This is a genomic window from Moritella sp. 36, from assembly GCF_018219415.1.
Classification (GTDB): domain Bacteria; phylum Pseudomonadota; class Gammaproteobacteria; order Enterobacterales; family Moritellaceae; genus Moritella.
Map to the genome: position 1 here is coordinate 4377513 of NZ_CP056120.1, position 14470 is coordinate 4391982.

At 39.3% G+C, this 14470-nt stretch carries 15 protein-coding genes; 2 read left to right on the forward strand and 13 right to left on the reverse strand.

Annotated elements, in window-relative coordinates; all coding sequences use genetic code 11:
- Positions 1-25: 25 nt before the first annotated feature.
- The 10 genes from HWV03_RS19395 to HWV03_RS19440 form a co-directional block, all read right to left on the reverse strand.
- Positions 26-1453, reverse strand: coding sequence for an alpha/beta fold hydrolase (locus HWV03_RS19395; RefSeq protein ID WP_211677469.1), 1428 nt, complete (start codon positions 1451-1453; stop codon positions 26-28).
- A 420-nt stretch (positions 1454-1873) separates the two neighbouring features.
- Positions 1874-2758: an ABC transporter substrate-binding protein gene (locus tag HWV03_RS19400; RefSeq protein WP_211677470.1), complete on the reverse strand. Its 885-nt coding sequence runs from the start codon at positions 2756-2758 to the stop codon at positions 1874-1876.
- Between the two features lie 6 nt (positions 2759-2764).
- The gene (locus HWV03_RS19405; protein ID WP_067048585.1) at positions 2765-3640 is read right to left on the reverse strand and encodes a metal ABC transporter permease; all 876 of its coding nucleotides are present in this window, start codon (positions 3638-3640) and stop codon (positions 2765-2767) included.
- Positions 3640-4392, reverse strand: a complete 753-nt coding sequence (locus tag HWV03_RS19410; RefSeq protein WP_211677471.1) for a metal ABC transporter ATP-binding protein — start codon at positions 4390-4392, stop codon at positions 3640-3642. Before HWV03_RS19410 ends, HWV03_RS19405 begins: the two co-directional genes overlap by 1 nt.
- Positions 4393-4394: 2 nt before the next feature.
- Positions 4395-5405, reverse strand: a complete 1011-nt coding sequence (locus tag HWV03_RS19415) for a metal ABC transporter solute-binding protein, Zn/Mn family (protein WP_255546935.1) — start codon at positions 5403-5405, stop codon at positions 4395-4397.
- A gap of 31 nt (positions 5406-5436) precedes the next feature.
- Positions 5437-6048: a DUF6162 family protein gene (locus tag HWV03_RS19420; RefSeq protein WP_211677472.1), complete on the reverse strand. Its 612-nt coding sequence runs from the start codon at positions 6046-6048 to the stop codon at positions 5437-5439.
- Positions 6045-6374: a hypothetical protein gene (locus tag HWV03_RS19425; protein WP_211677473.1), complete on the reverse strand. Its 330-nt coding sequence runs from the start codon at positions 6372-6374 to the stop codon at positions 6045-6047. Before HWV03_RS19425 ends, HWV03_RS19420 begins: the two co-directional genes overlap by 4 nt.
- Positions 6375-6535: 161 nt before the next feature.
- Positions 6536-7372, reverse strand: coding sequence for a DUF4198 domain-containing protein (locus tag HWV03_RS19430; protein ID WP_211677474.1), 837 nt, complete (start codon positions 7370-7372; stop codon positions 6536-6538).
- 18 nt (positions 7373-7390) lie between these two features.
- Positions 7391-7924, reverse strand: coding sequence for a DUF2271 domain-containing protein (locus HWV03_RS19435; protein ID WP_211677475.1), 534 nt, complete (start codon positions 7922-7924; stop codon positions 7391-7393).
- A gap of 10 nt (positions 7925-7934) precedes the next feature.
- Positions 7935-8639: a PepSY-associated TM helix domain-containing protein gene (locus HWV03_RS19440; protein WP_255546938.1), complete on the reverse strand. Its 705-nt coding sequence runs from the start codon at positions 8637-8639 to the stop codon at positions 7935-7937.
- Positions 8640-8983: 344 nt separating this feature from the next.
- Between HWV03_RS19440 and HWV03_RS19445 the strand changes: the two genes are divergently transcribed.
- Both HWV03_RS19445 and HWV03_RS19450 read left to right on the forward strand, forming a co-directional pair.
- The gene (locus HWV03_RS19445; RefSeq protein ID WP_211677476.1) at positions 8984-9772 is read left to right on the forward strand and encodes a ferredoxin--NADP reductase; all 789 of its coding nucleotides are present in this window, start codon (positions 8984-8986) and stop codon (positions 9770-9772) included.
- 406 nt (positions 9773-10178) lie between these two features.
- Complete coding sequence (locus HWV03_RS19450; protein ID WP_211677477.1) at positions 10179-12449, forward strand: nitric-oxide reductase large subunit; 2271 nt, start codon at positions 10179-10181, stop codon at positions 12447-12449.
- A 210-nt stretch (positions 12450-12659) separates the two neighbouring features.
- Here HWV03_RS19450 and HWV03_RS19455 read toward each other — a convergent pair whose 3' ends face one another.
- The 3 genes from HWV03_RS19455 to HWV03_RS19465 all read right to left on the reverse strand — a co-directional run bounded on the left by HWV03_RS19455 (position 12660) and on the right by HWV03_RS19465 (position 14288).
- A complete protein-coding gene (locus HWV03_RS19455) occupies positions 12660-13097 on the reverse strand; it encodes an Rrf2 family transcriptional regulator (RefSeq protein WP_211673082.1) in 438 nt (145 codons plus the stop codon).
- Positions 13098-13602: 505 nt separating this feature from the next.
- Entirely contained in the window at positions 13603-13863 is a 261-nt protein-coding gene (locus tag HWV03_RS19460) for a hypothetical protein (protein ID WP_211677478.1), read from the reverse strand.
- Between the two features lie 41 nt (positions 13864-13904).
- Entirely contained in the window at positions 13905-14288 is a 384-nt protein-coding gene (locus HWV03_RS19465) for a type II secretion system protein (RefSeq protein WP_211677479.1), read from the reverse strand.
- Positions 14289-14470 lie beyond the last annotated feature (182 nt).

Here is a 14470-nt window from a genome sequence, read left to right on the forward strand (position 1 = left end):
ACAGCACTTAAAAAATAATGTGTTTTTATTGCTTCATTGCGACAGAATCTAATAAAAAGTGAATCACTTTTTTATCAGCTTCCGGATTAAGGTTGAACGAGAATACTAAACAATTCTCTATTTTTTTATTGATAGTTAATAGTTCAGCTGATTGCTCAAATGAGTTGTACATCTTTTTACTCCATTTATAAGGAGTGACAGGATCATTTTTTGCGGCCACAATCATTACACTGTTTGGCATCAGCTTCGTCCCTGTTTCTTCTATTTTTAGAATTGGATCCGTTTTTGCTGACCAACCTTGACAAAGGCTCGCATTATTTTGATAAACAGTTTGCCCAAAAACAGCTGACTTATTTATAAATTTATTTTCTGAACGTTCTTTTTTTATGTGCTCATCTGTACATACGACTGCACGATGAACCGCATCGTATTGAAACTTCCACTCTTCTTGTTCGGTTTTTGCTTTTTTCTGTAGCTCATCGATAACATTCCAAAATTCAGCACCACTATCATGATCTAAAAGCTGAAATAATGATCTTTTAACAAGCGCCCACTTTTTATCAACATCTACCGAACGAGCAGCATCAAGCAAGGTGATAAAATGTTTTTTTTCAAGGACTGCACCATCAGCAGCTCTGAAAAAATCTTTATGTTCAAATCTAGACATCATCCAGCTAAGCTTTCCCATATCAGCAGATGCATCTCGATTCTCGCGTTCTAGTCGTATACGTAACGCCTTATTAAAACTTTCTAGGCTTGAATAATAAAGTTGATTTACGTTAGTTAATGCAGGAGCCATTGCTGAATCTAAAACGAAAGATCGCACATGTTCAGGGTACATATCCGCATAAACCGCACCTAAGCGAGTTCCATATGAGTAACCAATGTAGCTAATTTTATCTTCATCCAATGCAACACGAAGGGACTCAAGATCTTTTGCTGTGGTATTTGTCCCCATATAAGGGGCAATAGATTGAAATGTTTTATCACATCCCTCGCTTGATAATGCACAGTCAGCGATCTCTTCAGCAAATGCACTACCACCAGTTCCACGAGGATCAAAGCCAACAACATCGAAGTATTCATTCACTTTATTATACCCAACTTTCGGGTATGCTTGGTTCCAACGCGCAAGGTCGTTTACCATCTCCATTGCTTCTAACGAACCCGGTACACCCGGACCACCAAAATTAAATATTAAAGACCCGATGCGTTCAGCTTCATTTTTAGCTGGTGTTACTGTGTAAAATAGATTCACAGTATCTTCAGGATTATTGTTGGTTAAACTGTAATCCTTAGGAACAGTCAAATAGTAGCACTGCGTATTTAATGACGAACCTTCCGGACATTCAACTTCCTCGCTAAGTGGTGAATAAGCTGAAGATGCAAATACTTGTGGGGTGAAAGCAAGCCCCAGTAAAAGTGGAGAGAGGATAAACTTTACCTTGTTCATTTTATTTCCTTATTTTTTAATGACATGCCAAGTGGAACGCGTCATTTATAACACTTTAAAAGAAATAGTAAAGTAAACAAACTTAACGCTACTTAAGGGGTAGTTAAATAATTTGTTATATAAAGACAGGATCAACTACACACTAAGGTATTCTGATTACGCCTTAGAAAGAAGTTTATTTTCGATGTCGGAGAAATTTTAGAGTTAAAGTTATAAGTCCTATGACTTTAACTCTAAAAACCCTATAAAAAACTACTAGATAATTGTTTATTATATAAATATTAAGTGTAAGGGAGATGCTCGAAGTGTAAGTTTAAGCTAGAAATGTAAAATTATAACTAAACAGGCTTACATCCTATATAATCTAAATTACACAGGATGTTTTATTTTGTAGCCTGTAAGTATCAACCTAAAATCAAGTTAAAGTGTTAGCTGCCAGCGTTGTAATGGCTTATCAGCGTTAATGCCACGGCCCCAACGATCGATACTGTCAATCGTTAAGATACGAGCCGGATTAGGCACTAAGGTTTTTAACTGCTTGCTAGCTCTTTTCGAGGTCAGAACCCATAAGCTATCATCCTCAGTTAATAGCTTAACAAGCTGCTGCTTATCTGCTGCCGACCATTCCAATTCTGGTTTGGTTAAACGTTCAACCACAAACAATTGATTGCCCGACGCAAAGTCTTCTAACTCGCTCGACAACAACACAACAGAATCAATCTCATTGTCTAATAACATGGTCTGCTGCTGGTTAATTAAGTGACGCACCGACATCATCAAGGCTTGCTGGTTACTCGCAATCGTCGCAGCTTGCTGTGGCCATACTTGTTGTAGATCTTGACTCACAATCGCCGTCATACGGGTTAAATTAGTCGGGTTAAGCCAAGTATATGGCGAAATGCTACCGTCTTCTAAACGCAGCGCCGCAACACCTTGCGCACGAGGGGAAATAGCTTGTGATGCATCCACTTCAATCATACGAATGTTGCCTTTACGTGCGTGTACGAATAATGGATCTTGCGGCCATACAGCACCAAGGGTGATACTCACTTGTGCATCAATGGCTGCTTTCTCTGTTAACGTCACACCTTTCGAGCTAAACCAGTTAGGTAAACGCGATATACCATAACGTTTTGGTGGTAAATATTGCGTGGTAATACCCGTGCCTTTAGTTAACTCTGTCGCTAGCATATAAGTCACTGGTGTCGCGGTAAGAATATCTGCGGCACTCACCTTTTGACTAAAACTAAGCGCTGAAGTGAGCAGTAGCACAGCCGCACTGATGGTGAATAATGAAGAAGTCATAATCGGTTATCCCTTACGAACAATGCGGTAACAAGTGGCAGTTAAGAAGAAGCTCGTCGATACAATAATGATCGCCGCGCCAGAAGGAATGGGTAATTTTAATTCCATTGGTAAGATAGTGCCTAGCAGGCAACTGATCGTCGCTAGCAATGCAGACATAAGCACAAAGCTACCCATGTTTTTCGTTAATAATCGTGCTGTTGCACCTGGGATTAATAGCAGTGCCCCCACTAATACCGCACCGACAATTTTTACCGAAGCAATCGTAACGAGCGTGATCATCATAACAAATAAATAGTCGTAAAAATTAGTCGCATAACCACGTACTTTAGCAATATCAGGGCTGATACAGGTTAATAAAATACGATTAAAGGTCGGTATCAATACCAATAAAATAACACCGCAGGTCACCGCTAAGATAAGCAAATCATAATCTGTGATCGTTAAGACCGAACCAAACAACACATTCTCTAACATATGGATATTAATCTTACGTGCCACATACATCAGTAATGCTGCACCAACTGCTAATGCAAATGCCAGAAACACCCCAACCAAGGTATCGTATGGTACATTAGTACGGTTACGCACAAAGTGCAGTAGCAAGGCGAAGATCATACAAAAACTAAATAAGCCGATGATCGGATTCTCAGCGGGCTCACCTAATAATACGCCTAAGGCAATACCTGTTAACGCTGCATGACCAACCGCTTCTGAAAAGAAAGCTAAGCGTTTGGCGATCACTAACGTACCTAAACCACCTAGTAGTGGCCCCAGTAATAACGCGGCAACCACCGCATTCACCATAAACGAATAAGAGAAGCTCTCACTCAACCAACCAGCATCCACACCCAGTTGGGCCCAATGACGGATCGTATCCATTATTTAACTCCTTGAGCGCGGTCTATTACTGAACGACTATCAGTCACATTACCACCAGTGTAATGATTGAATAATCGTTCAATTTTATCTGCTCGTAACACATCAGACACGGGGCCAGAATCAACTAAATGACGATTAACCACATGCACTTGACCATCTAAACGGCGCACAGCACTGACATCATGATGCACTGCTAAGATAGTTTTATTTTCACGAACTAATTCATGAATTAATGACTCAAGGTAACGTACGCCTTGTTCATCCATCCCCGTTGTTGGTTCATCAAGTACCAGTAGATCAGGGTTATCTAATAGTGACTGCGCAAATAGCACACGCTGCTGTTCTCCACCCGATAACTGTCCCATACGACGGTCGGTACGGTTAGCCATACCCACACGATCGAGTTGTGCCAGTGCATCATCTTGATCTTTTTTACGCTTACGCCAAAACAGTGGATTACGACTTTGATTTAACAAAATAAAATCCATCACCGTAAAGGGTAAACTAGACTCAAACGTAGCCTTTTGCGGCACATAACCAATATTGCCTTTATGCTCAGGCCACTGAATATCAATATTCCCAGTGAAAGGGGTTAACCCTAAAATAGAGCGTAATAATGATGTTTTACCACCACCATTTGGCCCCATGATCACATGGCATTGACCCGCTTCTAAATAATGTGAAATGTCTTCTAAAATGACATTATCACCGTATTTCAAACCGACATGTTGTAAACGAATTGCAGGTCCCACAATTAACTTCCTTGCTGCTTGTTGATAGAGGCATGAGTTGTTGAAGGAGCGATTACTGCTGTATCAGCAAGTGAGTGCTTTGCTGCAAACTTCATAGCTTCAACTAAGGTATCTAAGTTACTTTTCATTTCAACAGCCACTTTGCTCTCTTCATACGCACCATGTGTCATGTGTGAGAAACGGTAAAGTTGCACACCAGTGGCCGCCTCAATCGTTTCCACATAGCGGCTTGGCATATTTAATTCGTAGAACAGCACATCGATCTTCGACGCGCGGATCTTTTCGATAGTTTCTTGCAACTGACTCGCACTCGGCTCAACACCGTGTGCAGGTTCTATCACCGCCGCTACGTCAACACCGAATTCTTGCAGAATATAACCATAAGCATTGTGCGTTGTCGCCACCAGCATACCGGATGTATCTAAGTCACCCAGCGTGAGCATGGCTTGACGCTTCATTTTGCGAAATTCGGTTGCGTATTTACGCGCATTTTTACGGTAAGTACGTGCGTTATCAGGGTCAATCTTAGACAGCTCAGTTGCTATGGTGTAAACTTTTTGGATCGTCGTTGATAGACCAACAAACGTATGTGGATTTACCGCACCGTCACCGACAGATTGACCAATAGCAGGTAATAACGGCACGTCTTTATTGGCTTCAATCACAATCAGATCATCACGGTTCGCTGCTTTAATTACTTTTAAGGCAAAGTCATCATGGCCAATCCCATTCACCACTATCACATCCATCTCTTTAAGACGGCGTAAGTCATTCGGCTGTGGTTGGTAATTGTGGGGATTAAACCCTTCATCAACCAAAGGTAATACGTCCGCTTTATCACCAACAACTGCTTTCACGTAGCTGTAATAAGGCTGCAAGGTAATACCAATTGTTAATTTATCAGCGGCTTGTAATGCTCCGCTCATGAGCAATACAGCTGTAGTAGCAACGGCTGCGATTAGACTTTTTAGGCTTGTATTGATGCTATTTTTCATTATGCTTTTTTTCATCATGACTATTCTCATTGTCGACACGCGTCACGTCTTAGTGGCTGTCTTTATCTGTGTGTTCTGCATGGTCTAAATTACTATCATCAGCAAACACCACTTGTTTCCAACCTGCACGAATAAGATCTGCTGTATTAAGCGCGTTTGCTGTCATCGGGGCTGGTGTCGTCATATCTAATGCTAACCACACTTCAGGTCGTACATCTTGGCTATTTAATAACACCGCAACACTGCCCGTTGTCAGCGCAGGAATGCCTTGATATAAAGCTGGCGCTACTTTACGCCAGTCATGTTTACCTTTACGCTCCCAGCTTTTATCTATAATAAATGGCGCTAACCATAGCTCTTTTAGTTCAGCCATATCAGGCCAAATATCGACACCTTCAAATTCGACACTTTCTAGCTCAAGACTGTCTTGATGAATATTGCGGATCTCTTCATGCGCTAAGCGCAGTTCAGCGATCATCGCCAGTTCAACAGACGGTAAATCTTTAATCGAGATCTGATGATTCGCGAGTACTTTATTGTTCGATATCGCTTGATGGTAAGGTAAAAGTAATGCCGCTATCGCTAAGATTAAAATGATTAATAACGCCACCCACTTACCTTCACGACCACCGTCATCGGCATGGACTGATTGACTGATCATTTTGCGCTTATCTCAACAACATCGACTTCAACTGGGTTTTCATGGCCCGCATCGAATACTAAGTAGAAGTCAGTATCCGGTTTATTAAATTCTACAATTGAACGCTTGTCAGTCACGGCTTTAGCAATCAGGTTGTCATCGTAGTCATACATATTTACAGCGTAATCAACCGCAGTACTGGCATCACTGTAACCCGCTTCACAAGCCACTTTTTCAAACTCGAACCAGCAGATCATTAGTGGAAAATGGGCACTTGCCGTCCCAGGAAATAAACCCGTCATCAATGAAAGCGCTAATAGCGCCGATTTGATTGGCATTTTTGTCATGAAGACCTCAACAATTAACTATGGACTATGAATAAATAACTAAGTAATAACTAATCGATAAATAAGTAAGAAGCAAAGCCTGTAATCAGATTGCGTCTAATTACAGGCCATAATATAAATAATTCAGAACCACACAGGACTGACTTAGTCGTCGTTAAAAACTACTGTAATAGTGCTTCAAAGGTGAAATGCACGTTCACACTAGCTTTATCCGCCATCGGATCATTTTTCAATTCACCTTTGTAGTTGGCTTTCATCAGATAACGACCCGCAACATTTGGCGTGAATTTAACGTTACCGTCCTTGTCACTCACCACATTAATTTGCTCTTGGTGGTTACGGTATAACGTACCTTCACGGGTAATATCAGCAACAACACCGGCTTGAGGTTCACCGTTAAAGAAGAATTGGAAGCTTACTTCTTCACCTTCAACAATGTCTGATGGATGAGTCAGTGGACGCATTTCTAGGTATTTGCCTTCGATTTCTAATGCCTTTTCTGTTGGCATTCCAACCGTTACATAGCTTTCTGCGCGGGTATAACTTAATTGTGTACTTACATCGCGTGCTTTTTCAGGGATTATATTCGCGCGTTCTGCTTTATTTGCTTTAGCATATTTAACGGTATCGCGACGGCCCGCTTTATAATAGGTGTAGTAAGACGGTACATTGTTAATCGCTACCTTGTGCGTGCCTTCTTCTTCAAAGTAGAAGTCAAAGATAGAACGTCGTTTACCGCGGATCACAAAGTTAGGGCGCTCTTTACGACCGTCAGGCATGATCACTTGTGCAAATTCACTGCCCGCAGGTTTATCAAATACAAAAGTACCGTGTGATGCCGTTACATCAAATGTTAACCAATCGCCACCTTCTTTCGATACAGTGAAGTGTGATGGTAATAGCCAACGTGGATGTGCGTTTGCCGTTGTTGTTGCCGCTAGTCCCGCAATAACCGCACAGGCTAGACCTAACGCTTTCAATTTTTTTACTCTAGTCATTAATCTTTACTCGCTCTATTATTTAATTAGGTAGTTGATACGGATATCACCGGTTTCTTCTGTCGGATCAATAGTGTGACTAAACGGTTTGTCACCTAAAGTCATTTTTTGGCGGATATAATTACGACCACCGTGTTCACGCACCACTTCAACATAAAATGTATAATTGCCCGCTTCAACGCGGTTACCATCACTATCTAAGCCATCCCAAGTGAAACGATAATCACCAGCAGGACGTGTTGCTGATGTTACGCCGTCAACTAAAGCACGATCATAACGTCCGACTTTTCGCCACCAGCTGCGTAAATCTTTTAACCATTCATCTTTACCCACCCATAGCTCAACAGTACGCACTGATTTACGCTTTGAGTTTTCGATCCATATCGCCACATAAGGGCGGGCATACATAGTGGTATCAATCTTAGGCAGACTAAATTCAACATCGAGTGTGGCAGTGGCCGGAATTGGCGCGGCCGAGGCAAAATAAGCCGGTAATAACAGACAACTTAATAGTGCAATGCACTGACTAAGACGCTTAAATAACAAAGTCATACAAGATCCTTTAAGGAACGGCCACCACAAAAATAGCCAAGGTAACGAGGGAACCAAACAAGGTCCATTTCAATGAGGTTGCGAAGGTTTTCTTTTTCGGCACTAATAAACACACACCGGTTAATACAAAGAACACCATAAGTAATGCGACAATATCGATAAACAGCTTCCATACGCCGCCACTATTTCGGCCTTTATGTAAGTCATTTAATACTGCAATAACACCGTAATGGGTCTTTTCAATAACAGCTTCAGCACTGGTCATGTCAATGAATACTGCGACGTTATAACCCGGACCTTTGTAGTCCATCGCGATTTCACCTTCAATTAATTCACCGTCTTCAACTTCGGTAAATACATCTAATGCAGAAGGTTGACCAGAAAGCTTGGCGTGTTCGGTAAGGTAATTAACAATGCCGGCTTTATCGACAGCAACGCCGCCATTGGCATCGCTAAATAAACCCTGCGGAAGGTTAAGGATAGTCTCTTGGATATCAGGCTGGCTGCTCACGAACAAACTTGGGCGGTTTAAGGTAATACCCGTAACCGAAAAAAATAATACGACCAAGAGTAGCGCCATCGAAATATAAATATGTAAGCGACGTGCCCATAATTGCACTTGTTTGTTTTTTAGGAATGTTTTGTTATTTGAATTAGCCGCTTTTTTTTTCGATCTTGCAGGTGTCTGGGTGAGAGGTTGACTGAGAGAAGACATGATCGTAATAACACTGCTTGATTATGGGACTTAAGTACAAGCAATGTAATTGATAATTGTTTTCATTGGCATTGAATTTACATTATTTACGTTAATTCATGCCAATACTGTAAGCGTCATCATTAGGCCCCTTTACCCCTCTGCATATGCACTCAGACCGTCATCAAATCGGCTGTCATAATGACAATGATTATCATTATGACAATATAAATAATTGTCATAATGACATAAACGCTACCATTAACAATTTAAATAGTTGTTTTTAAAGTAAATAATATTGGCTCGAATAATGCTACTAAGATAGAAAAATAATAGAAATAGAAACGAAGAGGATATAAATAATCATGCAATGGAAAAATATAAACTTCAATTTAGGCAAAGTTGTTAGTCGTATAGATTGGACTGAATCATTATTTACAATTCGAATTCGATCTGGAAGTATCCCTTATATCTCAGGACAATTTACCAAACTAGCTCTTTACGATAAAAACAAAGAATTCCATAGAAGAGCATATTCTATAGTAAATAGTCCAGAAAACCATAAAAAGACAGGTGAACTGGAGTTTCTAATTATTACTGACCCTAAGGGTAATCTTTCTCCTCTAATCCATCAGTTGAACGTTAATGATTATATATACGTTGGTACAGAAGGTACTGGCTTCATGACCCTTGATGCGGTTCCAACTAGCTCCAAAGATCTATGGCTTTTATCGACAGGTACTGCAATTGGCCCTTTTATTTCAATGCTCGAAGACGAAAATGAAAATAAAAATAAGCGTTTTAACAATATAATTTTGGTTCATGCGGTGAGAAAAAAATCAGAGCTCGCGTATAAAAATAAAATAAAGCAGCTTGAATCAAAATATCAAGGAAAACTAAAATATGTGCGAATTATTTCTAGAGAACAGACACCCAGAAATCTATCAGGAAGAATTCCGGAACTACTTAGAACGGGAGAACTCGAGAGAGAATGTAAAGTATTGCTATGTCAAAAATCAAGTTTCTTGTATATGTGTGGTAATCCTCAAATGGTTAAAGACACGAGTGATACGCTAAGATCATTAGGGTTTAGTAAACATCTACAAGCTAAATCAGGACAATTCAGTTCAGAGAATTACTGGAAAGTAGGTTAATTTATAGTGGCTAGAATCAAAGATAACAGTCAGTATTTAAATAACACCGATACCTCAACGTTTATCATATAGGCTTAGGTTCGGTGGTAGCATTGACATCATAACCAGAAGCTAAGCCTAGCTACTTTGCTACACAATTCCAGTGCATTTTATCCTCCTCAAAAGGATAAAATGCTGTTAAATCAAACCTCCTCTAAACAATCATATAGGTAAGCTCCCTTCTCTCTCTGCAATAAAAAGGTTCAACACTAAACCTTTGTCATAAAGACAACACCACTGTCAAATTGACAATATTACTAACTGTCAATTTGACACCCGCAATAAATAAACCAAGCTTAAACAACGGGTTACACTTTGGCATGGAAATTGATTAATAGGATTGTTAATTAATTATTGAGGAGTTAAAATGACTAAACAAAAATTCTCCCTAATTGCTCTTATTATTGTATGTATAACATCATTCAGTATACTTTTGAGCTTAGGAAGTGAGATTTATCGTGAAGCCCCACCAATCCCCGAAAAAGTTGTAACGTCAACAGGTGAGGTGATCTTTACCAAAGAAGACATCCAGAATGGTCAACTTGTTTGGCGTTCTATGGGTGGACATCAATTAGGCTCTATTTGGGGTCATGGTTCATACGTTGCGCCAGACTGGACTGCAGATTGGCTTCATCGAGAATCAACACTTTGGCTTGATAAAGCAGCAATAGAACAATTCTCCGTTCAATTTGAACAGTTAGCTAGTTATCAACAAGCTACATTAGAAATTCTTCTACGTGAGGATATGCGATCTAATCGCTTTGATGCTAATAACAATATATTAGTAATCTCAACACGTCGTGCTGAAGTAATTAGTACGCTGCAGAATTACTATTCAAATTTATTTGGTGATAATCCAGATTTTCAGCCGATTCGTGAAGATTACGCGATGAAAGAAAATACAATTTCATCAGCTGAACATCGTCGAAAATTATCTGCATTCTTCTTCTGGGGTGCATGGGCGGCAGTGACGGAACGCCCGGGTGAGAATTATACCTATACGAATAACTGGCCACACGACCCAGTGATTGGTAATACTCCGACCTCAGATAATATTTTTTGGTCAATATTAAGTATGGTTCTGCTCATTGCTGCAGTAGGTGCACTTGCTTGGTATCATGCAAGTCTTAAAGAGCATCCACTGCCAAATGTATCCACTAAAGATCCCTTATTTGATGTTAAAGCGACACCTTCGCAAAAAGCTTTAATCAAGTATTTTGCAACCGCTGTCGGGTTATTTCTCCTACAGATTTTATTAGGTGGTATTACTGCGCATTATGCAGTTGAAGGGCAGACTTTTTATGGTTACCCACTAGCGGAGATTTTACCATATTCACTAACTCGTACGTGGCATACTCAGCTTGCAGTATTTTGGATTGCTACGGCTTGGTTAGGTACTGGACTATATATTGCGCCAGCTTTATCTGGGCATGAACCTAAATATCAAAAACTAGGCGTGAATATACTCTGGGTAGCTTTAGTTATTGTTGTTCTTGGCTCTATGGCTGGAGAATGGTTTGCGATTCAACAATACTTTGATCTTGACTTAAGTTACTGGGTAGGACACCAAGGACAAGAATATATAGATCTTGGTCGTATCTGGCAAATCTTACTGTTTTCAGGTTTATTAATTTGGCTAACATTGGTGACGGCTGCAATTAAGCCAGCCCTCACCAAAGAGAGTGAAATGAAATCTGTTATTTGGGTTCTCTATGCATCCTGTATAGCGATTGGATTATTTTACGGTGTTGGATTCTTACAAGGTAAACATACTAATTTAGCGATTGCTGAATACTGGCGTTGGTGGGTAGTTCATTTATGGGTTGAGGGATTCTTCGAAACATTTGCAACATCAGTAATTGCATTAGTGTTTGTACGTTTAGGACTTATTCGAGCTCAATCAGCTAATAGTGCTGTGTTGTTTGCTACCGTTGTATTCCTCACTGGTGGTATACTTGGAACGCTTCACCACGTGTATTTCACAGGTACCCCAACATCTGTTGTTGCATGGGGCGCAATGTTTTCAGCACTAGAGGTTGTACCACTCGCGTTAATTGGTTTTGAAGCTATTGAAACTTATAGAATGCGTAAAGCGACAAGCTGGATGGTTCGTTATAAGTGGGCATTTATGTTCTTTGTTGCAACAGCATTTTGGAATTTGGTTGGCGCAGGCGTACTTGGTTTTCTTATCAATCCACCGATAGCGCTTTATTATATTCAAGGTTTAAATACAACGGCAACTCATGCTCATGCAGCATTCATGGGTGTATATGGAATGCTAGGCATTGGTTTAATGTTAACTTGCTTACGTGGTGTGACAAGTCAATTCTCAGTATGGGATGATAAATTACTTAAGTGGTGTTTCTGGTCTTTAAATATAGGTTTGGCAGGCATGGTATTCATGTCCCTGCTCCCTGTAGGCATAATACAATTTATTGCTTCTGTAGAGCATAGTTATTGGTATGCAAGATCCTCAGAAATAATTCATAGTGAATTAGTGGAAATGTTTGTTTGGTTACGTGTACCCGGTGATATTTTATTCGGTATGGGAGGGCTGTTCTTAGCTGCGTTCTTTGCTCGATTAATAATAGGGGAAATAAAAAATAGTACTAAACGCTCTCCATCTGTCGTTTCTTAACTAAATTGGCATTTAGACTAAAAGAATAAGCTAAATGCCTGTTATTAAAAATGAGTAAGTTATAAACCAATCTGATTACTACCAATGCGATCATATTTATACTAAAAATATGATCGCATTATTGAATTACCACTTGAAATAATTAGGAGGTATTAGTGGTTAAAGCTCTAGAAACCTTTGTTACATGGTATCGATAATAACCAAGTTAAATTAGAATGATCCAATTTCTAGCACTTGGATTAATTGTTGTCTATTGTCTTTAATAAGGTCAGCTAAGGTATACTGCTTTAAGCTATCAATAAATGCTGTAGTTGCTTCAGATAAGATTGAATTTAGATTACAAACTGGAGAAATCCGGCAGCTAGGTGAAGTACAATTAATGATCTCCATTGATGATTCAAGTAATATTACAATGTCTGCAAGATTTAATGATTCTGGAGTACGAGATAAATAAAAACCACCACCTTTACCACGCTTAGTTTCTATGATTCCTTCTTTACCTAATTGGTGCACAATTTTATTAATATGATTCCTTGATAAATCATATATTTTACTTATCTCATCAATACTCACTTTCTGACCGTCAGGCAATACCGCCAAGTAAGTTAAAAGCCTTAGTCCATAATCAGTGTATCTGTTTAACTGCATATTTTAATTCTAAATAGACGTACTATAAAATATATTTTATTTGTATATTTTAATATATGCAAGTACTCATTACTCTATTCCAGCCTAGCTTTACACTCTATTTATACATACATCAGACTCTTAATTCTTAGCTACTACATCATGATATACATTCAAATTTATTAATACCTTGAAGTGCAATCATTCTTAAAATACAAGCGATTTTGAATATGGCGGCTAAAACTATAGTTAAAATATGTGAGGCTATTTGTATTGATAGTTGAAAATATTCAGAGTAAGGATATGAAATTAATATGGATATAACGACACCTGCGAGTGTAAAAAAAAGTACTAAATTACTTATATTTTTAAGCAGTTGATAAGATTGCTTAGAGTGCTGTTTAACCATAATATTCACCAATTAATTGCTATGACTTTATTTTATAAAAATCATCTGAAAACAATCAGATAAAGTAAATATTAATTTACACCACCTAAAGATACATGTCAAATGCATCTTTAGGCCTTATTCATGAGTAATTGCATCAGCATTACTCATATTACAATAGGCCATAACTTCAGCTTCAGTATGAGGAATGCCTGCTGCATCAGCAAGCTCCCACGAACGCTCACAGCGTTGAGTTCGTTCACACCACATATAACCCGCGGAAGGCAAGCAACCATATTCGTCACGATCGCCGCCGATAAGCGGTGACTCTGAATCAGATTTACTACAGGCTGTAATACTTAATACTAGCAAGGTGAATAAACCATATTTTAAACGCATAGTGTGCTCCTGATCCTATATAAAAAATTTCTGGTTCATACTTAGTATCCTTGCATAATAAAAGTCGTACTTTTAGCTGAATCCGTATGGGTTAAGATGCAAGTCGCAGTGGTACTCTCAGCGATGCTCATTGGCGTAACAGTGTAACCTAAAGGTAATGATGAACCACTGAGTAGACTTCCAGCATCATCACAATTATCAATGTGCACGGCCTCTCCTGTAGATACTCCCGATTTAGAGATCATTTTGGCAGCGTAATTAAACGTATTTGCACTTTCAATACTACGGGCAATATTAATCACACTGACATCTAGTGCGGCATCGGTAAGATCAATAAATCGAGGTACAGCCATCGCACCCAATATCCCTGATATAACGACAACTGCACTTAATTCAACTAACGTAACTCCAGCTTGTTTTTTCATGTTTTAGGCCATCCATGATCATGAGTCTACTATTATTTTTGCTGATAAATGTGGACAGCAAAAGCTCACAGCCAATTACAATATTGAGATAAATATTACGCCAACAACTAAGAGTATAGCTACAAAACAACAAAGCATAACCATTGATATATAACTAGTTTCATACATAGTAACTGTAGTGC